Annotated in this window: 30 protein-coding genes and 1 riboswitch; of the genes, 10 read left to right on the top strand and 20 right to left on the bottom strand. The window is 69.6% G+C overall.

Annotation, left to right across the window (positions count from 1 at the left end):
* Nucleotides 1-4: 4 nt before the first annotated feature.
* Nucleotides 5-81, bottom strand: a riboswitch (S-adenosyl-L-homocysteine riboswitch).
* Between the two features lie 152 nt (nt 82-233).
* A complete protein-coding gene (locus tag BJ998_RS01525; protein ID WP_184857794.1) occupies nt 234-902 on the bottom strand; it encodes a GntR family transcriptional regulator in 669 nt (222 codons plus the stop codon).
* A gap of 53 nt (nt 903-955) precedes the next feature.
* Here BJ998_RS01525 and BJ998_RS01520 point away from each other — a divergent pair, with 53 nt between their 5' ends.
* From BJ998_RS01520 to BJ998_RS01510, 3 genes are all read left to right on the top strand, one after another.
* Nucleotides 956-1,969 (top strand): LLM class F420-dependent oxidoreductase, encoded by a 1,014-nt coding sequence (locus BJ998_RS01520; RefSeq protein WP_184857792.1) that lies wholly within the window; start codon nt 956-958, stop codon nt 1,967-1,969.
* Between the two features lie 3 nt (nt 1,970-1,972).
* Entirely contained in the window at nt 1,973-2,857 is an 885-nt protein-coding gene (locus tag BJ998_RS01515; protein WP_184857790.1) for an oxygenase MpaB family protein, read from the top strand.
* 146 nt (nt 2,858-3,003) lie between these two features.
* On the top strand, nt 3,004-3,282 hold the full coding sequence (locus BJ998_RS01510; protein ID WP_184857788.1) for a hypothetical protein: 279 nt from the start codon (nt 3,004-3,006) through the stop codon (nt 3,280-3,282).
* A 44-nt stretch (nt 3,283-3,326) separates the two neighbouring features.
* Here BJ998_RS01510 and BJ998_RS01505 read toward each other — a convergent pair whose 3' ends face one another.
* The 3 genes from BJ998_RS01505 to BJ998_RS01495 form a co-directional block, all read right to left on the bottom strand.
* Entirely contained in the window at nt 3,327-3,929 is a 603-nt protein-coding gene (locus tag BJ998_RS01505) for an ATP-dependent Clp protease proteolytic subunit (protein ID WP_184857786.1), read from the bottom strand.
* A 218-nt stretch (nt 3,930-4,147) separates the two neighbouring features.
* A complete protein-coding gene (locus tag BJ998_RS01500; RefSeq protein WP_184857784.1) occupies nt 4,148-4,312 on the bottom strand; it encodes a hypothetical protein in 165 nt (54 codons plus the stop codon).
* On the bottom strand, nt 4,309-4,935 hold the full coding sequence (locus tag BJ998_RS01495; RefSeq protein ID WP_184857783.1) for an SRPBCC family protein: 627 nt from the start codon (nt 4,933-4,935) through the stop codon (nt 4,309-4,311). Before BJ998_RS01495 ends, BJ998_RS01500 begins: the two co-directional genes overlap by 4 nt.
* A gap of 349 nt (nt 4,936-5,284) precedes the next feature.
* On the opposite strand from BJ998_RS01495, the gene BJ998_RS01490 reads away from it, so the two are divergent.
* The 3 genes from BJ998_RS01490 (at nt 5,285) to BJ998_RS01480 (ending at nt 6,653) form a co-directional block, all read left to right on the top strand.
* Nucleotides 5,285-5,593, top strand: a complete 309-nt coding sequence (locus BJ998_RS01490; RefSeq protein WP_246488494.1) for a transglycosylase family protein — start codon at nt 5,285-5,287, stop codon at nt 5,591-5,593.
* Nucleotides 5,594-5,658: 65 nt separating this feature from the next.
* Nucleotides 5,659-6,039: a DoxX family protein gene (locus BJ998_RS01485; protein WP_184857779.1), complete on the top strand. Its 381-nt coding sequence runs from the start codon at nt 5,659-5,661 to the stop codon at nt 6,037-6,039.
* Nucleotides 6,036-6,653, top strand: coding sequence for a UdgX family uracil-DNA binding protein (locus BJ998_RS01480; RefSeq protein ID WP_184857777.1), 618 nt, complete (start codon nt 6,036-6,038; stop codon nt 6,651-6,653). Before BJ998_RS01485 ends, BJ998_RS01480 begins: the two co-directional genes overlap by 4 nt.
* Here the strand turns inward: BJ998_RS01480 and BJ998_RS01475 are convergent.
* Nucleotides 6,641-7,612: an aldo/keto reductase gene (locus BJ998_RS01475; RefSeq protein WP_184857774.1), complete on the bottom strand. Its 972-nt coding sequence runs from the start codon at nt 7,610-7,612 to the stop codon at nt 6,641-6,643. The genes BJ998_RS01480 and BJ998_RS01475 overlap by 13 nt on opposite strands.
* A gap of 242 nt (nt 7,613-7,854) precedes the next feature.
* Here BJ998_RS01475 and BJ998_RS01470 point away from each other — a divergent pair, with 242 nt between their 5' ends.
* Nucleotides 7,855-8,991: an IS701 family transposase gene (locus tag BJ998_RS01470; RefSeq protein WP_425558910.1), complete on the top strand. Its 1,137-nt coding sequence runs from the start codon at nt 7,855-7,857 to the stop codon at nt 8,989-8,991.
* A 178-nt stretch (nt 8,992-9,169) separates the two neighbouring features.
* On the opposite strand, the gene BJ998_RS01465 is transcribed toward BJ998_RS01470, so the two are convergent.
* The 9 genes from BJ998_RS01465 to BJ998_RS01425 form a co-directional block, all read right to left on the bottom strand.
* Nucleotides 9,170-9,987 (bottom strand): IS5 family transposase gene (locus BJ998_RS01465; protein ID WP_184857770.1). Its coding sequence is split into 2 segments (ribosomal slippage): nt 9,170-9,645 and nt 9,645-9,987, totalling 819 coding nucleotides; the frame shifts between segments, so codons are not numbered across the junction.
* Between the two features lie 136 nt (nt 9,988-10,123).
* Nucleotides 10,124-11,215, bottom strand: coding sequence for a DUF222 domain-containing protein (locus BJ998_RS01460; RefSeq protein ID WP_184857768.1), 1,092 nt, complete (start codon nt 11,213-11,215; stop codon nt 10,124-10,126).
* Nucleotides 11,216-11,631: 416 nt separating this feature from the next.
* Nucleotides 11,632-12,342 (bottom strand): S1 family peptidase, encoded by a 711-nt coding sequence (locus BJ998_RS01455; protein WP_184857766.1) that lies wholly within the window; start codon nt 12,340-12,342, stop codon nt 11,632-11,634.
* Nucleotides 12,342-13,049 (bottom strand): S1 family peptidase, encoded by a 708-nt coding sequence (locus tag BJ998_RS01450; protein ID WP_184857764.1) that lies wholly within the window; start codon nt 13,047-13,049, stop codon nt 12,342-12,344. Before BJ998_RS01450 ends, BJ998_RS01455 begins: the two co-directional genes overlap by 1 nt.
* Before the next feature lie 107 nt (nt 13,050-13,156).
* A complete protein-coding gene (locus BJ998_RS01445) occupies nt 13,157-13,579 on the bottom strand; it encodes a pyridoxamine 5'-phosphate oxidase family protein (RefSeq protein ID WP_184857762.1) in 423 nt (140 codons plus the stop codon).
* Nucleotides 13,576-14,664: an NAD(P)H-dependent flavin oxidoreductase gene (locus BJ998_RS01440; protein ID WP_184857760.1), complete on the bottom strand. Its 1,089-nt coding sequence runs from the start codon at nt 14,662-14,664 to the stop codon at nt 13,576-13,578. The genes BJ998_RS01445 and BJ998_RS01440 overlap by 4 nt, the downstream gene beginning before the upstream one ends.
* Complete coding sequence (locus tag BJ998_RS01435) at nt 14,651-15,325, bottom strand: CoA-transferase subunit beta (protein ID WP_184857758.1); 675 nt, start codon at nt 15,323-15,325, stop codon at nt 14,651-14,653. Before BJ998_RS01435 ends, BJ998_RS01440 begins: the two co-directional genes overlap by 14 nt.
* Complete coding sequence (locus BJ998_RS01430; protein ID WP_184857756.1) at nt 15,322-16,164, bottom strand: CoA transferase subunit A; 843 nt, start codon at nt 16,162-16,164, stop codon at nt 15,322-15,324. Before BJ998_RS01430 ends, BJ998_RS01435 begins: the two co-directional genes overlap by 4 nt.
* Nucleotide 16,165: 1 nt before the next feature.
* Nucleotides 16,166-16,906, bottom strand: a complete 741-nt coding sequence (locus BJ998_RS01425; RefSeq protein WP_184857754.1) for an enoyl-CoA hydratase family protein — start codon at nt 16,904-16,906, stop codon at nt 16,166-16,168.
* Nucleotides 16,907-16,974: 68 nt separating this feature from the next.
* On the opposite strand from BJ998_RS01425, the gene BJ998_RS01420 reads away from it, so the two are divergent.
* The 3 genes from BJ998_RS01420 (at nt 16,975) to BJ998_RS01410 (ending at nt 19,456) form a co-directional block, all read left to right on the top strand.
* Nucleotides 16,975-17,724 carry an SDR family oxidoreductase gene (locus BJ998_RS01420; protein WP_184857752.1) on the top strand — a complete coding sequence of 250 codons (750 nt, stop codon included), beginning with the start codon at nt 16,975-16,977 and terminating at the stop codon, nt 17,722-17,724.
* Complete coding sequence (locus BJ998_RS01415) at nt 17,721-18,575, top strand: SDR family oxidoreductase (RefSeq protein WP_184857750.1); 855 nt, start codon at nt 17,721-17,723, stop codon at nt 18,573-18,575. Before BJ998_RS01420 ends, BJ998_RS01415 begins: the two co-directional genes overlap by 4 nt.
* A 113-nt stretch (nt 18,576-18,688) precedes the next feature.
* Nucleotides 18,689-19,456 carry a hypothetical protein gene (locus BJ998_RS01410; protein WP_184857748.1) on the top strand — a complete coding sequence of 256 codons (768 nt, stop codon included), beginning with the start codon at nt 18,689-18,691 and terminating at the stop codon, nt 19,454-19,456.
* Here BJ998_RS01410 and BJ998_RS01405 read toward each other — a convergent pair.
* The 6 genes from BJ998_RS01405 to BJ998_RS01380 form a co-directional block, all read right to left on the bottom strand.
* Nucleotides 19,453-20,298, bottom strand: a complete 846-nt coding sequence (locus tag BJ998_RS01405; protein ID WP_184857747.1) for an SDR family NAD(P)-dependent oxidoreductase — start codon at nt 20,296-20,298, stop codon at nt 19,453-19,455. The genes BJ998_RS01410 and BJ998_RS01405 overlap by 4 nt on opposite strands.
* A 151-nt stretch (nt 20,299-20,449) precedes the next feature.
* Nucleotides 20,450-20,608: a class I SAM-dependent methyltransferase gene (locus BJ998_RS01400; protein WP_184857745.1), complete on the bottom strand. Its 159-nt coding sequence runs from the start codon at nt 20,606-20,608 to the stop codon at nt 20,450-20,452.
* Nucleotides 20,609-20,646: 38 nt separating this feature from the next.
* A complete protein-coding gene (locus BJ998_RS01395) occupies nt 20,647-21,720 on the bottom strand; it encodes an ABC transporter ATP-binding protein (protein ID WP_184857743.1) in 1,074 nt (357 codons plus the stop codon).
* Complete coding sequence (locus BJ998_RS01390) at nt 21,717-22,547, bottom strand: ABC transporter permease (RefSeq protein ID WP_184857741.1); 831 nt, start codon at nt 22,545-22,547, stop codon at nt 21,717-21,719. Before BJ998_RS01390 ends, BJ998_RS01395 begins: the two co-directional genes overlap by 4 nt.
* Complete coding sequence (locus BJ998_RS01385) at nt 22,544-23,404, bottom strand: ABC transporter permease (RefSeq protein ID WP_246488493.1); 861 nt, start codon at nt 23,402-23,404, stop codon at nt 22,544-22,546. The genes BJ998_RS01390 and BJ998_RS01385 overlap by 4 nt, the downstream gene beginning before the upstream one ends.
* Nucleotides 23,397-24,533 carry an ABC transporter substrate-binding protein gene (locus BJ998_RS01380; protein WP_184857739.1) on the bottom strand — a complete coding sequence of 379 codons (1,137 nt, stop codon included), beginning with the start codon at nt 24,531-24,533 and terminating at the stop codon, nt 23,397-23,399. The genes BJ998_RS01385 and BJ998_RS01380 overlap by 8 nt, the downstream gene beginning before the upstream one ends.
* Nucleotides 24,534-24,595: the final 62 nt, after the last annotated feature.

The following is a 24,595-nucleotide window of genomic DNA, read 5'->3' as shown; positions in this document are numbered from 1 at the left end:
CCTGTCGTGGGAGGCGCCCTTGGGTCACGGTCCTAGGCCGAGCGTGGCGGGCCCGAGCCCGTTGCAGCGCCTCTCGACCTGACCCCAAGATTACCGGAATCACCTCGAGCCTCACCAGAAACCCGGATCGAGAAGGGCATGACCTCGGCAAACGACGCCGACGGGCCCGATCAAGGTCCTTTCTCCCAGGATGTAGAACGAGGCGGTTCCGCTCACCGCCGAGGGGGGCTCGGCTACGGCGTGCCGGCGGACCACATGCCGACGCCGTCCAGGTGCCGCAGCAGCCGCCGCTCACCGTCCTTGACGTGCCGGAACACCGCCTCGCGGGCCGCGTCGGCGTCCCGGGCGCGCAGGGCGGCGACGATGGCGGCGTGGTCGTCGACCACCTGCACCCGCCACTGCGGATCGCCGGTGTAGACGCGGGCGGGCGTGTAGCGGCTGGCCATGTCCAGGAACCGGGCCAGCTTCCGGGAACCGGCGGCCTTGTTGATCAGCCGGTGGAACTCGTACTCCAGCGCGCTCAGCTCCTGGTGCCCCTCGGCCGCGGCCAGTTCGGCGGCGACCCGCTCCACGTGGTCGAGCAGCTGGTCGTTGATCAGCTCGGTGGCGCGGGCGACGAGCCGGGCGGCGAGATCGGCCTGGAGCTGGAACATGTCCTCGACGTCGCGGCGGGACAGCGGGCTGACCACGAAGCCGCGCCGGGGCTCCAGCTCCACCATGTCCTCGCCGCGCAGCGCCAGCAGGGCCTCGCGGACCGGGGTGACGCTCACGCCCAGCTCGGCGGCGACCGAGTCGAGGCGGACGAACTGCCCGGGCTGCAGCGCGCCGGACATGATCGCCTCACGGAGATGCGCGGCGACCTCGTCGGACAGCTGCGGGCGGGACGACAAGGGTCTGGCCATAAGATATATTATATGTCCGCCGGGTGATTCCCGCGGCGACGAGGAGGTCGGCCATGCGGCTCAGCGTGCCCCTGCAGTACGCCGGCGACCCGGTCCAGCTCATGGAGCAGGTGGTCGCGCTGGAGCGGGCCGGCCTGGACGCGGTGTGGGTGGCCGAGGCGTACGGCTTCGACTCGCCGACCCTGATGGGCTTCCTGGCCGCGCGGACCGAGCGGCTGCTCATCGGCTCCGCGATCCTGCCGATCTACACCCGTACCCCGGCGCTGATCGCGCAGACCGCCGCGGGCCTCGACGCCGTGTCCGGTGGGCGGGCGCTGCTCGGCCTCGGCGCCTCCGGGCCGCAGGTGATCGAGGGCTGGCACGGCGTCCGCTACGACCGGCCGCTCGCGCGTACCCGCGAGGTTGTCGACCTGTGCCGGCGCATCTGGCGTCGTGAGGTGATCACCAACGACGGCATCTACCAGCTGCCGCTGCCCGACGGCCTGGGCAAGCCGTTGAAGATGCTGACCCGTCCGGTCCGCGACGCGATCCCCGTGTACCTGGCGTCGCTCGGCGACAAGAACGTGGAGCTCACCGCCGAGATCGCCGACGGCTGGCTGCCGACGTTGTTCCTGCCGGAGAAGGCGTCTTCGGTGTGGGGCAAGGCTTTGGCAGCCGGCCGGGCCCGTCGCTCAGTGGCGACGCCGTTGGACGTTGTCGCCGGCGGCCTGCTGGCCATCGGCGAGGACGTGACGGCGCTGCGGGAGCTGGCCCGGCCGACGGTCGCGCTGTACGTCGGCGGCATGGGCGCTCGGGACCGCAACTTCTACAACGACCTGATGCGGCGGTACGGCTACGAGGCCGAGGCGCGGACCATCCAGGACCTGTACCTGGCCGGGCGCAAGGAGGAGGCCGCCGCCGCGGTGCCGGCCGAGTTCCTGGAGCTCAGCTCGCTGGTCGGGCCGGCCGGACACGTCAAGGAGCGGGTCGAGGCGTATCGGGAAGCCGGCGTGACGATGCTGAACGTCACGCCCGTCGGGCCGGATCCGGTCGGGGACGTGCGCACCCTGCGCGAGTGGCTGGGCTGACCCGTGGGCCGCTGGGACAACCTCAGGCGCATCCTGTCGCTGGATCCCGAGCGTGACCACCAGGAGATCTACCGCCTGTCCGCCGGGTTCGAGTTCCCGTGGGACTACCAGCGGTCCATGGAGTTCGCCCTGTTCCGCACCTACTGCGTGCCGTCGATCTCCCGGCTGCTCGCCGCCACCCGCGAGTTCGAGCTGCGGCCGCAGCGCCGGTACGACGACACCGCGCTGCTCATCGCCGAGATGATGGAGCACGGCTACGACTCGGTCCGTGGCAAGGCCGCCCTGCGTTCGATCAACCGGGCCCATGGCCGGTACCGGATTTCCAACGAGGACATGCTGTACGTGCTGTCCACCTTCGTCTACGAGCCGGTCCGCTGGCTCGACCGGTTCGGCTGGCGTCGGCTCTCGGAACACGAACGCCTCGCCGCCTTCCACTTCTACCGCGCCGTCGGCGCCCGCATGGGCATCCGCGACATTCCCTCGGGCTACGCGGAGTTCGAACAGTTCAATGTGGACTACGAGCGGCAGAACTTCGTGTACTCGTCGACCAATGCCGCCATCGGCGGCTACACCCTGGAGCTGTTCTGCTCCTGGTACCCGGCCTTCTCCCGGCCGCTGATCCGCCCCGCTCTGCGCTCCCTGATGGACCGCCCGCTCCTGGACGCCTTCGGCTTCCCGCCGGCGCCGTCGTGGCTGACGGCCGTGTCCGAGGCCGGCGTCCGGCTCCGGTCGGCCGTCGTGCGTGAGCTGCCGCCTCGGCGCCGTTCCAAGCTGGCCTGGGATCCTCGTAACCGTTCGTATCCCGGCTATCCCACCGGCTACGACCCGTCCGACCTCGGTGCCGGCGACCCGCCGAAGGACATCGACCCGACGCTGCTGCGGCGGTAGAGTCGTCGGCATGACGATCTTCCGAAAGGGCCATGCCGCGTAGGCGGCCCGGTGAGCTGCGGGGCATGCGAGTCCGCCGCGGCGATCAACGTTCTGGGCCCGGCCTGCCGCGCGGTTCCGCCAGCTTGATCGGGGCGGTTCGCCGGATGGAACAAGACCGGTTGTCGTCCGGGACCGTGGCGGTGGCGCTGCGGATCTGGGCGCAGGTGGTCCGCGGGCCCGGCCCCGGTGTGAGCCACGAGAAGTGGTGCGAGTTCCCCTTCGAGCAACGCGAGATCCTGGAGCGGGCGCTGTGCCGGCTGCCGCCCCGCGCCGCCCGTGAACTGCGGGAACTGGTGCGGCCGCTGGACGAGATCTACCTGGCCAACACCTCGAACGACCCGTTCGCGGCCCGCGGTGACCCGTGGTGGCGCAGACGCATATGACGAAGGGGGCCTTCCCGGCGCGGGAAGGCCCCCTTCGGGTCAGCTCAGACGCGATCCGGGGAGCGCTCGATCACGTGGTCGATGAAGCCGTAGGCCAGCGCGTCCTTGGCGGTGAACCAGCGGTCGCGGTCACCGTCGCGGATGATGGCCTCGACGGGCTGGCCGGTCTGCCGCGCGGTGATCTCGGCGAGCTCCTTCTTCCAGAGCGCGTACACCTCGGCGCGGATCTTGATGTCCGACGCGGTGCCGCCGACGCCGCCGGACGGCTGGTGCATCATGATCCGGGCGTAGGGCAACGCGTAGCGCTTGCCGGGCGCGCCGGAGGAGAGCAGGAACTGCCCCATGGACGCGGCCAGACCCATGGCGTAGGTCTGCACGTCGGGCTGCACGAACTGCATGGTGTCGTAGATCGCGAAGCCCGCGGTCACGGAGCCGCCGGGGGAGTTGATGTAGAGCTTGATGTCCTCTTCGGGGTTCTCCGCGGTCAGCAGCAGCAGCTGAGCGACGATCCGGTTCGCCACGTCGTCGTCGACCTCGGAGCCGAGCACGATGATCCGGTCGCGGAGCAGGCGCTCGTAGACCGAGTCGGTGAGGTTCATCCCGGACGCGGCGCGCGCCACGAGGTCCGCGTTGGCGTGGTGTTCCACTTCTGTCCGCCTCTTCTTGAAAGCCAGGACTCCTGATTCCTGCTCGCTACTCTAGCCGAGCGGATCGCGGCGGAGTTCGGCGGCACGGCCGTGTTCGCCCACAGCAGTACACCACCCGTTGATGGCCGCTCTGACCTGCTTGAACGGTCCGTCGCCCGGTGTCGGGCGGCGCGTCGCGCCAATTACGCGTTCGCGTTCGGCGGAATTGTTTTTCGACACTAAAATCGTGCGGCGATCAGGACCGCCGTCTGGGCGGCGTTGCGGGCGAGGCGGTCCCACCGGCCGGTGTGGGCGTTGTCGGTCCGGGCGTCGAGCCACTCGCCGGCGCGGGGACGGCGCGGTGGCGCGATCCCCGTGCCGGCGTCGCGGAGCGTTCCGATCACGCGCCGCCGGTGTAGAAGGCGATGGTCCGGTCGCCGACCTCTTTCGCCTTGGCGGGATCGGTGCCGAAGGCGATGTCGGCCTCCGTCCACCGCCGGCCGCTGGCGGTGTAGAACTCCTTGGCCTCGTCGGAGGCCATCCACTCGGCGGCGGCCTCCGGGGACATCCCCTCGCCGGTCTCCAGGTGCATCGCCAGTCCCAGCACGGCGCCGTCCCAGCCGATGCCGACCGCGCCGGGTCCGTAGGTGTCCCAGTGGTCGCCGACGATCGCGATGTGGTGCAGCTCGAACCGGGTGCCGCCGTCGACCGGGGTGAGCCGCAGCTCGATCCAGCTGACCTGGTCGCCCATCTCCCAGGTGGCGTCGAACGCCGTCGGCGGCTCGCACGCGGTGACGGTGCCGCCGGCGTTGCCCTGCAGCTGGTAGTGCCCGCCGAGCTTGAGCTCGCCGGTGACGGGCATGAACCAGCGGCCGATGCGCTCCGCACTGGTCACGGCGTCCCACAGGTCGTCGATGTCGGTCTTGTACGTCTGGCTGACGGTGACGGTGCGAGCCTCGCCCGCGGCCAGCGTCCGGCTGCCGACCTGGCGGCTCACGGCATTGATCTGCTGCTTCACGTCGAACATGGCAGGCAAAGTATCAGCATGGGCTTATATAAGCAACGGATGCGAGATTCGGCCTCGAGTCCGGAACGGTCCTCTTCCGGCGAAGGGCGCCGCCCCGCCGTTCGGGTGAAGTTGCCCCACGCGGCGAGCGGGCTCCGGCGGGCAGCGGCGCGCCGGATCTGGTAATGCGCCAAGGGATCCCGGATTTGCGGTCGGAGCGAAAGACGATCTTCGCCGCGCCGTCCCGGCGGGCGGCGCGACGGTAGCTGGACCGAGTGATCACGGTATGTGACCGGATCCGGGCACCGGTGGTGGCCGCCGCGGGCGTCTGCTTACGTCCGGCCCCATGGCACCAGGACGAGGTTCGAGGATGGCCGTGCTGTCGGCGGCGGTGTGCGGGCTGCTGCTGCTCGCCGCGTCGCCGGCGTCGGCCGATCCCAGCGCGAGCGACTGGCTGAAGCTGCGCAGATGCGAGTCCGGCAACCGGTACGACCTGAACACCGGCAACGGCGAGTACGGCGCCTACCAGTTCACCCTGCCGACCTGGCGGGGCCTCGGCGGCGTCGGCTACCCGCATCGCGCGGCGCCCGAGGTGCAGGACGCGAAGGCGATGGCGCTGTGGCGGCAGCGCGGCTGGCGTCCCTGGGCCAATTGCGCCCGAAAGTGCGGCCTGCACTGACTGGCTGACGGTTTGTCGGGTCATCGGCGGGTTACCCCACCGGTGACCCGACAAGGAGACCGACGATGCTGAAAGTGCTGGCCAGGCCCATGCTGTCGGCGGTGTTCATGACGAGCGCATGGGAGACGCTGAAGGACCCGGCCCCGCTGGCCAAACACGCGGAGCCGATGATCGAACGCTATCGGAAGCTGCTGCCGGACTGGGTGCCCGAGTGGGTGCCGACGGACGCGAAGACGCTGGTTCGTGTCGACGCGGGCGTGAAACTCGGGTGCAGCGTGCTGCTCGCGGCGGGACGGATGCCGAAGTTGGCGGCGTTCGTGCTGGCGGCGGACCTGGTGCCGACCACGCTGGTGGGGCACCGGATCTGGGAATCCGGCGACCCGGAGGAGCGCACGCACTTCCTGAAGAACGTCGCCGTGCTCGGTGGGCTGCTGGCGACGATATGACGGCGGCTGACTACGTGCCGGCCCGCGGCGGCCTGGCAGCGTTGCGCCGGGCCGCCGCGGACTGCCACGGCTGTGCCCTGTACAAGGACGCCACGCAGACGGTGTTCGGCGAGGGACCGAGCGACGCACGGCTGATGCTCGTCGGCGAGCAGCCCGGCGACCGGGAAGACGTCGAGGGCGAGCCGTTTGTCGGCCCCGCCGGGAAGTTGCTGGACCGGGCGCTCAAGGAGGCCGGCATCGATCGGGCCGAGGTCTACCTGACCAACGCCGTCAAGCACTTCAAGTTCACGTTGCCGGAGCGGGGAAAGCGCCGGATCCACAAGAAGCCCAGCCAGGGCGAGGTGACGGCGTGCCGGCCGTGGCTGCAGGCGGAGCTGGACCGGGTGAAGCCGGAACTCGTTGTGTGCCTGGGGGCGACGGCGGCATCGGCGCTGCTCGGCTCGGGATTCCGGCTGACCAGGCAGCGCGGGGAGATCGTGTCGCTTCCTGACGGTTCGGGGATTCCGGCGTTGGCGACCGTGCACCCGTCGGCGGTGTTGCGGGCGCCCGACCGTGAGGAGGCGTACCAGGGACTGGTCGCCGACCTCGCGGTCGTGGCCCGTCACCAGGCGTAGTGCTCGGGGGCGGGTCGGTAGCCCGGGAAGATCTCGTCCAGCGCGGCGAGATCGTCGGCGGAAAGCTTGATGTCCAACGCCTTCAGGCCGCCGGCGAGCTGCTCCGGGGTGCGCGGGCCGATGATCGGCGCGGTGACCGCCGGCTGGTGCAGCAGCCAGGCCAGGGCCAGATCACCGGGTTCGTGGCCGAGCTTCTCGGCGAAGTCCTCGTACGCGCCGAGCTGCTCGCGGTGCTTCTCCAGGCTCTTGGCCAGGAAATCGCTGTAGCGGCGCTTCCCGTCACGCTGCTTGCGCACCGAGCCGCCGAGCAGACCCGAAGCCAGCGGGCTCCACGGGATCACGCCGATGCCAAGCGCCTGCGCGGCCGGCAGAACCTCCAGCTCGACCTCGCGGGTGAGCAGGTTGTAGTGCGACTGTTCGCTGACCAGGCCGAGGAAGTTGCGCTTCGCGGCCTCGGCCTGCGCGACCGCGAGATGCCAGCCGGCGAAGTTGGAGGAGCCGAAGTACAACACCTTGCCTTGGGCGACAAGGGTTTCACACGCCTGCCACAGTTCTTCCCACGGCGTGTCGCGGTCGATGTGGTGGAACTGGTACAGATCCACGTAGTCGGTCTGCAGGCGGCGCAGCGACGCGTCGATCGCGCGGCGGATGTTCAGGGCGGAAAGCTTGCCCTCGTTGGGCCAGTCACCCATGGCGCCGTACAGCTTGGTGGCGATGACCGTGCGCTCGCGGCGGACGCTGTTGCCGGCGAACCAGGTGCCGATGATCTCCTCGGTGCGGCCCTTGCCGGCGGCGCCGCCGTAGGTGTTGGACGTGTCGAAGAAGTTGATGCCCTGGTCGAGGGCGTTGTCCATGATGTGGTGGGCGGTCGGCTCGTCGGTCTGGGAGCCGAAGTTCATGGTGCCCAGGCAGAGGCGGGAGACGGAAAGGCCGGTCCTGCCGAGGTGCGTGTACTCCATGGAGACCATTGTCGTACGTGAGGCGGCGGGATGCCGGGCGTCTCGGATGGTGGATGGGGGGTTGGGGTGGAGATTAGTCGTGGCGGGTGGGCCGATTTTGTGTGGAGCCTCTGGACGATGGCCTACGAGGGGCATTTCCGGGGCAGGCTCCGCCTGCCCCTCGCGCGGAGAGCTTAGTACGACAACGACAGGTTGTAATCTAGGTCCGGACTCTGGTAGTTGATCTTGTTGTGTTGGCGGAGATGGTGGCGGACTGGTCGGCGAGCTTCGAGGCGTTTCTGGGCCGGTTCGCCGGCAGGTTCCCCCGAGTGGAGTCGCGGCGCCGGATGCGCTGGTATGTCAAGGGATTGCTCGCCGAGATCGAGCGGAAGAACGGGTGGACGCTGGCCGAGGCCGCCGGGGATGCGGGGCCGGAAGGCATGCAGCGGTTGCTGAACTTCTACGCGTGGGACACCGATGGCTTGCGTGACGACGTGCGTGCCGCGGTTGTGGAACGCATCGGTGACGGTGAGCAGGGGGTGCTCATCGTCGACGAGACCGGCTTTCTGAAGAAGGGTGCCCACTCCGCAGGAGTCGCACGGCAGTACTCGGGCACTGCCGGCCGGATCGAGAACTCGCAGATCGGGGTATTTCTGGCGTATGCCTCACCACGCGGTCGTGCGCTGATTGATCGGGAGTTGTATCTGCCCAAGGACTGGACCGATGATCGTGACCGGTGCCGGGCGGCTGGCATTGATGACGAGGTGGAGTTCGCGACCAAACAGGTGCTGGCCCGCCGGATGATCGAGCGTGCGCTCGCGACGGAGGTGCCGTTCGGATGGGTGACCGCCGACGAGTTGTACGGGCAGGACACGAAGTTCCGGCTGTGGTTGGAGACCGTGGACGTCCCGCATGTGGTGGCGGTGCCCAAGTCGGCGATGGTGGTGTCGATGCACTTGGCCAAGGTCCGGGTTGCGCGGATGATTGCGGACGTCGCGGACGCAGATTGGCAGCGGCTCAGCTGCGGGGACGGAGTTCGTGGCCCTCGGGTGTCGGACTGGACGGCGGTGGAGATCCGGCCGTTGCGCCGGCGGGGTTGGGGGCACTGGCTGCTGGCTCGGCGTTCGGTCAGCGATCCGACCGACATCGCCTACTACGTGTGTTTCGGGCCTGCCGATACCAGCTTGGCGGAGCTGGTTCGTGTCGCGGGCAGCCGCTGGGCGATCGAGGAGTGTTTCCAGACGGCGAAGAACGAGACCGGTCTGGATCACTACCAGGCGCGGGGTTACCAGGCGTGGTACCGGCACGTCACGCTGTCGATGACGGCGTTGGCGTTCCTGGTGATCACACGGCCAACCGTTGAAAAGGGGGCTCCGTTGCTGGCGATGGTCAGACCGTGATCCCGTTGTCGGTCAACGAGGTTCGCCGGTTATGGAACCGGGTCGTGGTCCGTTCCGCCCACACCGTCGATCACATCCTGCACTGGTCACGGTGGCGGTTGGTTAGCCAGGCCCGTGCCCGAGCTAGCCACCACCGGAGACAACATCACGACCTGTCGTTGTCGTATTAGAGGGTGTCTTACGTGGCGGCCTTGGCGAGCCTCTTGAAGCAAGTCAAGGCCGCCGCCAACGTCAGGAACGCGCAGAAGTGGTTCGCCTTGCGCTCGTACCGCATCGCGAGTCGGCGGTACCCGAACAACCAGGCGATCGTGCGTTCGATGACCCACCGGTGCCGACCCAGCCGCGCGCTGGACTCAGTGTCTTTGCGGGCGATCCGCACCGCGATCCCCTGCTCGCGTACCCACGCCCGTAACTCCTTGATGTCGTAGGCCTTGTCCGCGTGCAACTTCGCCGGCTTGCGCCGACGGGGACCACGCCGCGACTTCACTGCGGGGATCGCCCGCACCAACGGTTTGAGCCCGTAGGCGTCGTTGGTGTTGGCCGCCGACACCGCCACCGACAACGGCAGACCGGCCCGGTCGGACAGCGCGTGGATCTTCGAGCCCGGCTTGCCTCGATCGACCGGGCTCGGACCGGTCAACGATCCCCCTTTTTCGCCCGCACCGCCGCCGCGTCCACCACCACCCGCGACCAATCGATCAAGCCCTGGCCGCCCAACTCGTCCAAGACCGCCCGATGCACCCGTGGCCACAGGCCCGCTTTGGTCCACTCGGTGAACCTGCGGTGCGCGGTCGGCACTGTGACCCCGAACGACGGCGGTAGATGCCGCCAGGCGCAGCCGCTGGTCAACACGAACACGATCGCGGTGAACACCGCCCGGTCGTCCACCGGCGTCGTCCCACCGCCCTGCCGACGCGGCGTGAACTGTGGGACCAACGGCGCGACCAGTGCCCACAACTCGTCGGGCACCAGCCGCTGCGACAACGCATCCGTCACAACGTCTGATCATGGCAGCGGCCGAGCAAGATCCACGTGAGACGAGCTCTTAGGCCATCGTCCACCTCCACACAAAATCGGCCCAAGTGCATTGTTTAGGGTGATGGGTTGGCGGTTGTCGGTCGCTGTGGAGTTGTCAAAGAACAGGGGCGGTCAGTATTTGGTGGGGCTGGTTGTGTAGTGGCGGCCGTTCGGGGTGGTCCAGTGTGAAGTGCCGTCGGAATCGCGGGTGACGGTGTAGTTGTCGTGTTTGCGGTGGTGGTGCCACCGGCAGAGGCCCTGAAGATTGGCGGGCTCGGTATGGCCAGCTGGCCAGGGGGGTGATGTGGTCGTATTCCTGGATGGGGCTGGCGCAGCCGGGGGCGGTGCAGGTGCCGCCTGCCTGGACGTGGCCGAATTCCTTCATCAACGCGGTGGGGCGGTAGGTGTCGGTGGTGATGGCGGTGGCGTGGCGGTACTGGTCGAGCAGGATGCCGCGCCAGGGGCCGTGCATGGCCAGGGAGCGGGCGGTGTCGGCGGCGATGGGTCCGTAGCCGGCGAGGTGGCCGGGGTCGTTGGTCAGGCCCATCAGGGTTTCCATGGAGATGGTGACGAAGGTTCGGACGTTCCAGTCCCGAGACGTGCCCCGCAACCGGTCGAGCAGGACATCCGACCGCTTCTGATCGGTGGTGCGGTCGTCGGTGGGCAGGGATCGGGCGTCTTTGCAGAGCTGCTGGAACACCACGTGGGCGTCGGTGGCGGGCAGGATCCAGGTCAGCTTGGCCATGCCGTCGGGTAGTGGGGAGAATTCGACCCGGCGGTTCTTGGTGGCCTTGTGGCAGCGCTGCTCGTAGCCCTCGGGGTCGGCCTGGGCGACCAGGGCGGTGGTCTTGCGGCACAGCTGGGTCCGGTTCAACCCGGCCGCCACCTCGACCAGGGCATCTTCAACCTGGGTGACCAGGTCGGGGGACAGGTGCTGGACCCGTTCCCGCACGGCGTCCAGCCGGCGGAAGTCCAACTCGCCGCGCCGTAGCAGCTCGGCCAACCGAGGTAGCGTCTCCAGGACTTCGCTGGCTTCCTTCCTCCGGGCCACGGTCTGCTCCGGCTCGGTGAGGGCCATCGCCAACTCGGTGATGTCCTCGACCCGGCGCAGTGCGGCCAGTTCGACCCACTCGGCAAAGGCCTTGATCTTCCGGGCGAGGATGGACACCGTCACCAGTTGGTCGGTGTCCAGCCTGGCCCAGTCCACACCCATGATCATATCGAACAGGTCCCCACTCGGTTCCTGATTCTCTAGTTCACGGGTGAGTTCTTCCATGTGTCCAGAATACTCGCACACATGATCGAACTCGAATCACTAACGGGTGATTGTTCCATGCATAATCGCGTACCCGCCGACTGTTCGCACACAATCACGCCCGCATCCCCTCGCCTCGCAGACGCCACTCAATACCCGAGCGTGGATTTTGTGTGGAGGTGGACGATGGCCTAAGCTGTCCGCGCGAGGGGCAGGCGGAGCCTGCCCCGGAATTGCCCCTCGTAGGCCATCGTCCAGAGGCTCCACACAAAATCCACGCGACCCCCACCGCAAAAACCCGCCTCCAACCCGCCCAACCACAAAAGAGCGGGGCCGCCACCAGACGACCCCGCCCCCGTCACAGATCCTCACACCCCGGCGGTCGACCGAATCCAACTCCGACTGGCCGCGATGCTGGCGTAGTTCTGCGTCCCGTGCGTGTTCGACCCGCTGTTCCCGGCGGTCGACGCGACGCCCACTTCGACGCCGTTGTACACCTCGGGCCCACCGGAATCCCCGTGCCAGGCGGCGCCGTTGATGCCCTGGCTGGCGATGGCCCGCCCGCCGTAGGCGTCGACGCTCCGCCCGGTCACCCGTACGTCGGCCGTCCGCAGGATCGACGCCGGCGGGCTCTGGTTCAGCGTCCGACCCCAACCGTAGATCTGGTTGGTGGATCCGGTGGGCGGATCGGCCGTCCCCAGCTTCATGTACGTGGTCTGCACGGCGGAAGCCAGGTGCAGCAAGGCGATGTCGCCGTTCGGGGACGTGTACTGGCGGTCCACGGCCACATTCGTGCCCTGGTCGAATCGCACGTCACCGATCTTGACGTGCATCCCGGAGCTGCTCTGGCAGTGATGCGCCGTGACCACCCACTGCGCCGCGATGATCGTCCCGGAGCACTCGAATCCATCGAACTCGCTGCCGCCGCTGTTCCAGTAGATCTGCGCGCCCCACGGGGCCGAACTCACCTGCGTGCCGCCGATGATGTTCGGACTCGCCGACGACGCCGAGGCCGGCGCCGCCGGCGCGGCCACCAGGGCCGCGCCGACGAGTGCGGCCGCCACCACGGTGCCGCGCATCAGACCCCCGCGGTGCTGCGGATGAACGAGCGGCTCGAGGCGACGCTGGCGTAGTTCTGCGTGCCCTGGGGGTTGGAGCCGCTGTTGTTGCCGGTCGAGCAGACGCCGACCTGTACGCCGTTGGACACCTCGGGGCCGCCCGAGTCGCCGTGCCAGGCGGCGCCGTTGATGCCGACGCTGGCGATGGCCCGGCCGCCGAACGCGTCGGAGCTGGTGCCGGTGACCCGCACGTTGGCGACCTTCAGCACCGGGGACGGCGGGTTGCTGCCCTGGGTGCGGCCCCAGCCGTAGATCTGGTTGGTGGAGCCGACCGCCGGGTCCGCGCTGCCGAGCCGGCTGTACGTGGTGTTGATGGCGGTGGTCAGGTGCACCAACAGGATGTCGCCGTTGGGGGACGGCACCTGGCGGTCCACGGTGGCGCGCGTGCCCTGGCCCAGGTTCAGGCTGCCGACCAGGACGTACATGCCGGGGTTGTTCTGGCAGTGGCGCGCGGTCAGCACCCACTGCGGCGCGATGATCGTGCCGGAGCACTCGAAGCCGTTGCCGGAGCCCGCGTTGGTCCAGTAGATCTGGGCGCCGTAGGGAATGTTGCTGGCCGCGCCGCCCCCGATGATGTTGGGGCTGACGTCGGCCTGGGCCGGTGCCGCGGCCAGACCGGCGGCGAGAGCGGCGCCGGCGATGGTTGCCGCGACAAGAGACTTACGCATGGGTGTACACCTTTCGGCGACTGGCAGGGACAGTCGTGCGTAACCGAAAGCTAGCCCCGTGTGAGCGCGGACGGCACCCGACGATCGTCGGTACCTTTTCCGACCCTTTACCCGAGTTTGCGGAAGTCCCAGGAGACTACGGTGTGCGGCCGCAGCCGCAACCACGCGTGCCGCCCGTCGTGGTGCATCACGTCGCCGCCGAAGTACTTGCGGGCGAACAACTTCTCCGGTTCGACCAGCTCAGGCACGGGTTCGCCGGTGCGCGGCGCCTCGCCGACGAACTCGACTTCGCCGCGCAGTTCCGCGCCGCGCAGCTCGCCGTATTCCTGGCCGGCGTCGACCAGAACTGAAACTTTCGGATCGCGCTTGAGCTGCGCCCACCGCTTGGCCCGGGTGATCGACGTGAGCCACAGGGTCTTGTCGTGCCAGAGAAACCACAGCGCGGTGAGGTGCGGGCCGTCCGGGCCGGCCGTCGCGACCCGGCACGTGCGTTCCGCCGCGAGGAACTCGTCGAGTTCCGCGTCGCTCATGGCGATGCGTCGGCCACGTCGCTGTTCTGCCACCGTTGTCCTCCGGCCAGTCGGTCGATCACCTCGGTCGCCTGCGCCACGATGGTGGTGATCAGTTCCTCGCAGCTTGGCAGATCGCGCAGCACACCGACCACCTGGCCGGCGGCCAGCACGCCCGCGTCGGTGTTGCCCTGGACCAGGCCGGATCGCAGCAGCATCGGCGTGTTCGCGGCCATGATCACCTGCGACCAGCTCAGCTCGCGGCCGTGCTTGAGCCGCAGCCCGTCGCCGATCATGGTGCGCCAGTTCATGCCGGTCAGCGCCTTGAACCGGCGGGCGTTGGCCAGCGCGCCGAGCAGCGACCGCACCCGCCCGGCGTGCTCCAGCCGGTTGACGAGATCCGTGCGCAGCACCCGATGCGGCACGCCGTCGACCTTGGTCGTCACGACCGTGCCGTCCAGGCCGCGTTCCAGGTAGAGCCGCTTGACGTCGTCCGGCACCGGACTGTCGCTGGTCAGCAGGAATCGCGTGCCCATCGCGATGCCGGCCGCGCCATAGGCCAGCGCCGCCGCCAGACCTCGGCCGTCGTAGAACCCGCCGGCCGCCACCACGGGGATGTCCACGGCGTCGACAACGCTGGGTAGCAGCAATGTCGTTGCTACGGCGCCGGTGTGGCCACCGCCCTCGCCGCCCTGCACGACAACGGCGTCGACGCCCCAGGCGGCGACCTTCTCGGCGTGCCGAACGGCGCCGATCGACGGCATCACCACGACGCCGTGGTCCTTCAGCTTGGCGATCAGGTCCCGTTTCGGGGCCAGTGCGAAGGATGCCACCTTGACGCCGTGTTCGATCAGCAGATCGACCCGGTCGATCGCGTCGGCCGCGTCCGAACGGAGGTTGACGCCGAACGGATTGTCGGTACGGCGCTTGGTCTCCACGATCGCCGCTCGGAGTTCCTCCAGCGTCATCGTGGCCGAGGCGATGATGCCCAGGCCGCCGGCGTTGGCCGTCGCCGACACCAGGCGCGGGCCGGCGACCCAGCCCATACCCGTCTGCACAATCGGATGCCGCACGCCGACCAGGCGGGTCAGGTCAGTCGCGAGCATGATCGGGATCCAGCTTGTCGATGAGCTCCAATTCCCGCGGCGTCGGCTCCCTGGTCCGGCCCGCTTCGCCGATGTCAAGCGGAAAGCCCGTGTTGTCGAGGACTTCCTCGACGGTGACGCCGGGATGGGTGGACACCAGCCGCATCGAGCCGTCCGGCGTGTCGAAGTCCAGCACGCACAGGTTGGTGACGACCCGGTACACGTGGTGGAAGCCGCGGTCATGGCCGACGCCGCTGACCACGTCGACCCGGGGCACGAAGACCCGCTTGCTGTGCTTGGGAACCCAGTAGCTGGTGCGGTGGTTGACGGTGTTGCCGGGTGCGCCGCGGAAACCCAGCAGCTGCCGCGTCGGCTTGTCGTGGTCGCCGATGCACGAGATGTTCTGGTTGCCGAAGCGGTCGAGCTGGTTGGCGCCCATCACCACGTGCCGGCGGCCGTGGGCGACGACGTCGAACACCTTGCGGTACGGCAGCCAGCCCTCGATTCCGTTCTCGCCCAACAGGTACGCCTCGCCGTCGGACAGCAGCAGGTCCGGCTCGTTGGTCAGGCGGGCCAGCTTCGCGCCGAGCTGGGGGATCAACCCCATGGGGCTGGCCAGGATCTCGCCGCTGCCGAGGAACAGATCGGCGCAGGCGGCCACGCACACGTCGATGCGACTCATGACATGCCCTGCACGGCGAGCTGGTAGCCGGTCTCGCCCCGGGACAGGAACTGGTCCACGAACGACGGCCAGAGGTCCTCGTCCGAGGCGGACTTGGCGTAGTGGCGCTGGAACGCCTCGTCGCGGCCGTAGTCGGGGACGCAGGAGGTGAAGTGGGCGCCGTTCGGGGTCTCCACCACACCGTCGACCATCATCCGGTTGGTGAGCAACGACTGCGGCGGCCCATCGAGCTCGGAGGTGTCCACGATCCGTTCGCACGACAGGAAACGGCGCTTGGCGGCCATGCAGAACAGGTCGTCGAAGTACGGGTCGGGGCCGAGGTACTGGCCGTTGCCGTGCCGGTCGGCGCGGTTGAGGTGGATCAACGCCACGTCGAGCGACAAGGCCGGCATGGCGACGAGTTCCTCGTCGTCGTACGGGGAGCGGACGGTCTTCAGGTCGGGGTTGACGCGCAGGACGTCCGAGCCGAGGCCGGCGCGGATCGGCAGGAACGGCAGGCGGTGCGACGCCGCGAGCAGTCCACTGTAGAACATGCCCTCGTCGAACTCGCGGACCTCGATGCCGCCCTGCTGGCGCACGCGCTGGAACCAGGGGTCGTACGGGATGCTGTCCAGGGAGACGAATCCGAACACCAGGCGGCGGACCTTGCCGGCGGCGCACAGCAGGCCGACGTCCGGGCCGCCGTAGGAGACGATCGTCAGGTCACGCACCGGAGAGTCGAGGATGGCCCGCACCAGGGCCATCGGTTTGCGCCGCGAGCCCCAGCCGCCGATGCCGACGGTCATCCCGTCGGACAGCTCGGCGACCACGTCGGCGGCGGTCATCCGCTTGTCCCGCATGTCATCCCTCCAGGAAGGCCCGCCGCGCCGCGTCGGACACACCGGACAGGTTCAGCTCGAAGGTGAAACCCTGCTCGTAGCGGTAGCTGCGGTGCACGTGCTGCGGGTCGATGCCGTTGAGCGCCTCCTTGGCGCAGCGGATCACCCGGGTGTCCTTGGCGGCGATCTCCTCCGCCAGCGCCGTCGCGGCCGCGTCCAGCTTGTCCGGCGGCACGACCTCGTACACGGAACCGTGGTGGTGCAACTGCTCGGCCGAGATCCGCCTGGCCGTGTAGTAGAGGGTGCGCATCAGGTGCGGCGGCACCAGTCTTGCGAGGTGAGTCGCCGCGCCGAGCGCTCCTCTGTCCACTTCGGGCAGTCCGAAGGTGGCATCCGTCGCCGCCACGACGATGTCGGCGTTGCCGACGAGGCCGACGCCGCCGCCGAGGCAGAAGCCGTTGACCGCGGCGACAACCGGCACCTCGCAGTCGTAGACGGCGGAGAACGCCGCCGCGCAGCCCCGGTTCGCGCCGATCAGCGCGTCGAAGCCCTCGGTCCGCTGTATCTCCTTGATGTCCACGCCCGCGCAGAAGCCCCGGCCCTCGGCCCGCAGCACCACCACGTGGGTGTCCGGCCGCCGGCCGGCGGCGACCAGCTCGTCGGCCAGGTCGAACCAGCCGCGCACCGGGACGGCGTTCACCGGCGGGTAGTCGATGGTGATCATGGTGACGCCGGATCCGGTGTGGCTGCTGGAGATGCCCATCGGCACTCCTTCCCAACCTAGCGGTTGCTTGGTACGTTAACAGGCATCAGCGGACCTTGGAAGTGCCCATGAGACTGAGCGACCGTGTGGTGCTCGTGACCGGCGGCACCAGGGGGGTGGGGGCCGGGATCACCCGGGTGTTCCGGGACGCCGGGGCCACCGTCGTCACCTGCGCGCGCCGCCCGCCGGACCGTGAGGACCCGGGTTTCGTCGCCTGTGACGTGCGCGAACCCGACCAGGTGTCGGCGTTGATCGGCACGGTCGTCGATCGGCATGGGCGGCTGGACGTGCTCGTCAACAACGCCGGCGGGTCGCCGCAGGTGAACGCCTCGGAGGCGTCGCCGCGGTTCCACGCCAAGGTCGTGGAACTCAACCTGCTGGCGCCGCTGCTGGTCTCGCAGGCGGCCAACCGGGTGATGCAGGACCAGTCGGACGGCGGCGTGATCGTCATGGTGAGCAGCGTCAGCGGGCGGCGGCCCTCGCCCGGCACGGCCGGTTACGGCGCGGCCAAGGCGGGGCTGGACAGCCTGACCGGCAGCCTGGCCGTGGAGTGGGCGCCGAAGGTCCGGGTCAACGCTTTGGCTGTCGGGCCGGTGCGCACCGAGCTGTCCGATATGCACTATCCGGAGCTGGCGGCCGTCGCGAAGACCGTGCCGCTGGGGCGGCTGGCCGAGCCCGAGGACGTCGGCAACTGCGCGCTGTTCCTCGCCTCGCCGCTCGCCTCGTACGTGTCGGGCGCGACGCTGCTCGTGCACGGCGGCGGCGAATGGCCCGCTTTCCTCGCTGCCCAAAGTTCATCGGCACAGGGAGAACGATGAGTCGCGTAGTCATCGTCACCGGCGCGGGGCGCGGTCTCGGCCGTGCCCACGCGCTCGCATTCGCCGCCGCCGGCTACTCCGTCGTCGTCAACGACCTCGATGACGCCGCCGAGGAGGTCGTCGCCGAGATCGGCTCTCAGGCCGTCGCCAACCGGGACGACGTCGCCGACTGGGACGGCGCCGCGCGGTTGGTCGACGCCGCGATCACGGAGTTCGGGCGGCTCGACGTGCTGGTCAACAACGCCGGCTTCGTCCGGGACCGGATGCTGGTCAACCTCGGCGAGTCCGAGTGGGACGACGTGGTCCGGGTACACATGAAGGGGCATTTCGCGCCGCTGCGACACGCGGCCGCGCACTGGCGGCAGCAACGGAAGGCCGGCCGGCCCGTAACGGGACGCGTGATCAACACGACGTCAGGTGCGGGACTGCTCGGCAGTGTCGGCCAGGGCAACTACTCCGCGGCCAAGGCCGGCATCCTCGGCCTGACCTTCGTCGCCGCGGCCGAACTCGGCCGCTACGGCGTGACCGTCAACGCCATCGCGCCGGCGGCGCGGACCCGCATGACCGCCGACACCTTCGCCGCGCAGATGGCCGCGCCCGAGAGCGGATTCGACGCCATGGCCCCGGAAAACGTGTCTCCGCTGGTGGTGTGGCTCGGCAGCGAGGAAGCCGGCGACGTCACCGGGCGTGTCTTCGAGGTCGAGGGCGGCCGGATCTGCCTGGCCGACGGCTGGCGGCGCGGGCCCACCGTGGAACGTGGGGAACGCTGGCCCATCAACGAAGTCGGTCCCGCCGTGCGAGCACTGCTCGACAAGGCCGCCCCGCCGGAGCCGGTTTACGGGGCGGGGTGATTCGGTTACTCACCGGCATTTGTTGCTAACGAAGCGGCAACGGCACTGTCCATTGTGGTCCCCGCGGCGCATTCTCCGAGTGGAACTCCACTTCGCCGCCGCTGGAGGCCGCCATGGCCAAGTCGGTCATTCGCAACTCGCTCGCCGCCGTCCTGATCGCCGCGGGCGTCGCCGTGTGCGCGACCGGGGTCGCGTTCGCCGCCGGGGACCCGCCGCCCTCGGGTGACCCGCGTGGCGTCGTCCACTCCGGCAACGCCGTCACCTGCGCGGAGGCCGGGCTGGCGGGCGGCATCATCACGGTGACCGCCACCATCACCGACAACACCTACATCACCGTCACCGGCCTGCCCGCCGACACCATGGTCACCGGTGTGGTGGTCAAGGGCAGCGACGCGTACAACGTGTATCTGCCCGACGCGCTCGGCCCGCTGCCGTGGACCGACCTGCACTCGCCGATCGCCGGCAACAGCGGCAAGCCGGCGACGATCAGCCACTGGTTCGCGTGCGGCACCGAGACGAGCACCAGCACCACGCCGCCTACGACCACCACGACGACCACCACGGAGTCGACCACCACGACAGCGCCGCCGACGACGATCACCACGACGACACCGTGCCCGACCACCACGGGTACGACGACAACGACGTCGGCGACCTCGACGACGCCGACCAGCACCACCACGACCGCCCCGGTGACCACCACCGAGGCGCCGACCACCACCGACACCACCGAGGTGGTCGGGCTGGCGGCGACGCCGTCCGGCGGGGCGCTGGCCTACACCGGCTTCTCCGGGGGTTGGCTGATCGTCATCGCGCTGGTGCTGATGTTCGCCGGCCTCTCCCTGCTGACGGTGCCGAGCCTGCTGGCCCGGCGGCGCTAGCCGACCTGCGCTGACGCCGGTGGCGTCGAGCCGTCCACATCGGTGAAGCCGTAGCGTTCGGCCAGGCCGGCGGTCGTCTCGACGCCGCCGGTCCGGTCGAGCCGGGCGGGGTCGGTGGCCAGGGCGACGACCCCGCGGCCGATGAACCGCGGCGACTCGGCCAGACCGACCTCGAACACCCGGCCGTCGGGAAAGTCCAGGACCCGGCGGCCGTCGTCGGTGGTGCGGGCGGCGGCCAGCAGGAACTCGGTGCGGACCAGCCCCGGCCAGATCGAGAACACCGACACGGCACGGGCTTTCAGCTCCACGGCCATGTCCGCGGTCATCTTGTCGGTGGCGGCCTTGCCGACGCCGTAGACGACGTTGGTCTGGTACTCGGCGGCCCCCGGCGACGACAGGTTGACGATCATGCCGCCGGCCGGCATCAGCGGAACGGCGTGCACCGAGGCCACGTAGTGGGCCCGCGTGCCGAGGCCGACGACCTGGTCCCAGGCGCCGACCGGCAGCTCCCAGAACGGCCGGCCGACCCACTGCGCGAGATCCGGCGACGAGAAGACGTTGTTCACCAGGATGTCCAGGCCGGACTGCTCCTCGGCGATCCGGGTGAACAGGGCGGCGATCTGCTCGTCGTCACGGTGATCACAGGCCACCGCGATGCCGGTGCCGCCCGCTTCGGTCACGGCCGCCGCCGTCTCGCCGACCGTGCCGGGCAACGGGCCCGGTTCGGTGCTGCGGCCCGTGACGTACACCGTCGCGCCGGCCGCGCCCAGCTCGATCGCGATTCCCTTGCCCACGCCACGACTCGCGCCGGTGACCACGGCGACCCGACCAGTGAGATCCATTCCGCCACGTTACGTGATCACGGCGGCGGTCGTGGACACCCGTGTCCACAAGGGAATGCTCACTTGCGCGCACGCACCGAGAACGTGATCGGCGTCGGCTCGTCGCCCTCGCCGAACCGCTCCAGGGTGAAGCCGGCGTCCGTGAAGGCGTTCAGCAGCTGTGCGCCATCACCGACACCACCGCCGGCAGCGAGTCGCCGGCGAAGGGCAGGTGCTCGGCGTCGGCCCGCATGACCGGCAGCCGATCGACGGCGTAGCCGAGCATGCCGCTGGAGAGGTCGACGCCGATCGAGCCAACACCGCCGTCCACGCTGGCGTGGACGGCGGTGTTGAGGCAAGCGGTGTTCGCTACGGGATGACCATCACCGGCTCGGGCGCGAACCGGATGTCGGCGAGCGTGCCGGGCCGCAGCTCGACGGCGGCGGAGCTGGGGAGGTCGCTGTCGACCTCGGCGCCGTCGGGCAGCTCCACGGTCACCCGGGTCACCGGGCCGCGGAAGCTGCTGCGCGTCACGCGAACGGTGCCGGCGACGGCGGGGGAGAGCAGCACGGACTCGGGGCGCACGAGGGCGGTCACCTTGGAGCCGGCGGGAACCTCGGGCGGCTGGGTGGCGGCGAGGCGCTGGCCGAGAACCTCGACCTCGGCTCCGGAGGCGATGCCGCCGATGCGGTTCATGGCGCCGACGAAGGCCGCCACGAACGGCGTGGCCGGGCGGGAGTAGACCTCGTCGGGGCCGGCGCACTGCTCCAGCCGGCCGGCGTTCATCACGGCGACCCGGTCGGACATGCTCAGCGCCTCCTCCTGGTCGTGCGTGACGAACAGGGTGGTGATGCCCAGACGCTGTTGCAGGCCACGGATCTCGTCCCGCAGCTGCACCCGCACCTTGGCGTCCAGCGCGGACAGCGGCTCGTCGAGCAGCAGCACCTTCGGCTCGATCGCCAGCGCCCGGGCCAGCGCGACCCGTTGCTGCTGGCCGCCGGACATCTGCGTGGCGTACCGGTCGTAGTGCTGGTTGAGGCCGACCAGCTCCAGCAACTCGCCGGCCCGCTTGCGGCGCTCGGCCGGCTTCACACCGCGCAGCCGCAGCCCGAAGGCCACGTTCTCGCCGGCGGTGAGGTTCGGGAACAGGCTGTAGGACTGGAACACCATGGCCATGTCCCGCCTGTTGGCGGGCACCTTGCTGATGTCCTTGCCGTCCACGAAAACCGCGCCGGCGTCGCTGTGCTCCAGCCCGGCGACGATGCGCAGCGCGGTGGTCTTGCCGCAGCCGGACGGCCCGAGCAGGCTGACCAGCTCGCCGGGCGCGATGTCCAGGTCGAGGCCGTCGAGCGCGGTCACCTGGCCGTAGCCGCGGCGCAGCCCGGCCAGCCGGACCGGGCTGCCGGGCCTGGGCTCGGTGCTCGGATCGATGGTCGCGGTCATCGGGACCTCCCGGTGCGGCGGGCGCCGCGCTGCCCGAACACGGACATCAGCAGCAGCAACGCCCAGGTGACGATGAGGATCAGCATGGACGCCGCGGTGGCGACCTCGCCGTCCTGCTGACCGGCCTGGACCGTCCAGACCGGCAGGGTGTTCATCAGCAGCAGGTTGGCGATGGTGAACTCGCCGAGCACCATCGCCGCGCTGAGGATGGAGGCGTTCAGGATGGACGTGCGCAGGTTCGGCACGATCACCCGCAGCAGCACGGTCAGCCAGCTCGCGCCGAGGTTGCGGCCGGCCTCGACGAGCGTGGTGAGCGGGATGGCCGACAGGCCGGCGTCGAGCGTGCGGTAGGTGAACGGCAGCGCCAGCACCACGTACTCCAGCGCCAGGATGACCGGCGTGCCGGTGATCCAGCTCGGGCCGCCGCGGAACGCCACCAGCACGCCGTTGGCCAGCACCACGGCCGGGATCACCAGCGGCAGCACGCAGATCGCCTCGATCAGCCGCCGCAGGCGCGGCAGCCGCAGGTGCACCCACGCTGTGGTGGGAACCATCAGCACCAGCGTGATCACGACCGTGCCGGCGGCCAGTTCGAGGGAGGTGATCAGATTGTCCAGGAAGCCGGGCTGCCCGAACAGGTTCTCCCACGTCGACAGGTCGTGCGTGTCGTGCACGCCGCGCAGGCTGAACTCCACCGACGCCGCGACCGGCAGCAGGAAGTACAGCGCGGCGATGATCAGCACCAACCCGGTCGCGATGCGACCCCTGCCGAGTTTGCGGCGGGTCCCGGTGCGGGGCGCGGTGGTGAGGTCGACAACCGCGGTCATCGCAACCACCTCGACGTCCGACGCTGCATCCAGGCGTAGCCGGCGAGGGCGAGGGCGACGACGAGGATCATGCCCAACCCGAGTGCGTTGCCGAGGTTCTCCTGGCCCACGGCCACGTTTCCGGACATCACCGCGGCGATCTGGATGGGTACCAGGGGAATGATGCCGTTGGTCAGCGCGGCGGCCGTCGCGTACGCGGCGAAAGCGTTGGCGAACAACAACATCAGCGCGCCGAGGAACGGCGGCAGCAGCAGCGGTCCGCCGACCAGCCACCAGTACTGCCAGCGGCTCGCGCCGAGGTTGCTGGCCGCCTCCCGCCACTGCGGGCGCAGCCCCTCCAATGCCGGGAAGATCACCAGCACCATCAGCGGGATCTGGAAGTACAGGTACACCAAGGTGATCCCGGCGAAGCCGAACAGGCTGAAGCCGGAGATGTCCAGCCCCAGCGCGCCCAGCCACTTGGTCACCAGGCCCTGGCTGCCGATCGCCGCGATGAACGCGAACGCCAGCGGCACACCGGCGAAGTACGCGAGCACACCGGACGCCGTCGACACCACCTGGCGCAGCACGCCGCCGGGCGGCGACGCGCTCACCGCGAACGCGATGGCCAGCCCGACGACCGCGCCGATCGCCGCCGTCAGCGCCGAGATCTCCGTGCTGACCACGAAGGCATGCAGGTACGGATCGCCGGCGGCGGCGCCGAGGTTGCTCAGCGTCCAGCCGCCGGCGTCGTCCTGGAAGGCGCCGACGACGACGGACACCGTCGGCACGCCCAGGAACACCGCCACATAGGCCAGAAACGGCAGCAGCCCGAGCAGGTCGAGCCGCCGCCGGTTCCGGGACGTGAGGTCAGCCAACGGTCTTCGCCCAGTTGTCGGCGATGACCTTCTTCGCCGCGTCCAGCTGCGCCTCGGTCGGGAACGGCGAGTTGCCGCTCACCCGGGGCAGCGCGGCCAGCTCGGCCTTGTTCACGGTGCCGGCGGCCTGCATCGCCGCCAGCTCGACCGGGCGGGCCCAGCCCTGCAGGAAGCCGTTCTGGCCGTCGACGGAGTACAGGTACTCCTCCCACAGCCGCGCCGCCGCCGGGTGCGGGGCGGTCGCGCTGATGGCCTGGTTGTAGTAGTTGGCGTACAGGCCGTCCGAGGGCACGACGACCTTCCAGTCCACCTTGCCCTTGAGCGTGTTGGCCGCGGAGACCTGCAGGTAGTCCCAGTCGATGGTGATCGGCGTCTGGCCGGACTGGATGGTCGCCTGGGTGGCGCCGACCGGGATGAAGTTGCCGGACTTCTTGAGCTGGCCGAAGAAGTCGATGCCCGGCTGGATGTCGTCCACGCTGCCGCCCTTGGCCAGCGCCGCCGCGTACACGCCGGCGAAGGCCGCGCCCGCCTTGGTCGGGTCGCCGTTGAGCGCGACCATGCCCTTGTAGTCGGGCTTGGCCAGGTCGGCGATCGAGGTCGGCGGGGTCTTCACGCGGCCGGCGTCGTAGCCGATGGAGATGTAGCCGCCGTAGTCGTTGTACCAGCGGCCCTGGGAGTCCTTCTGCGCGTCCGGGATGTCCTTCCACGTCGCGACCTGGTAGGGCGCGAGCAGGTTGGCCGCCGCCGCGGACAGCGCGAAGGAGGAGCCGAGGTCGAGCACGTCCGGCGCGCGGTCCTGGCCCTTGAGCTGCTTGACCGCGTTGATCTCGTCCTGGCTGCTGCCGTCCGGGTTGGCATCGTTGATCTTGATGCCGTACTTCTTGGTGAAGTTGTCCATCAGGTCGCCGTAGCCGGCCCAGGTGCGCGGCAGCGTGATCACGTTCAGCGTGCCCTCGGCCTTGGCCGCCGCGACGAGGGCGTCCATGCCGCCGAGATCGGCGGCGCTGTGGGCGGTGGCCGCCTTGGTGGTGCCGGCGCTGCTCGCGCCCGACGAGGAGCCGCATGCGGTGGCGGCCAGCGCGACGACGGCCAGCAGACCGGCCGCGACGGCGGTACGGCTTCTGTTCACGGGGGACTCCAGGGAGTACGGGGAACGACTGGCGGCAGGCTCGTTCACCGAACTGACCACCT

The organism is Kutzneria kofuensis (assembly GCF_014203355.1).
Lineage (GTDB): Bacteria > Actinomycetota > Actinomycetes > Mycobacteriales > Pseudonocardiaceae > Kutzneria > Kutzneria kofuensis.
Note: the sequence above shows the minus strand (reverse complement) of the source record. Positions and strands in the feature narration are given on the sequence as shown.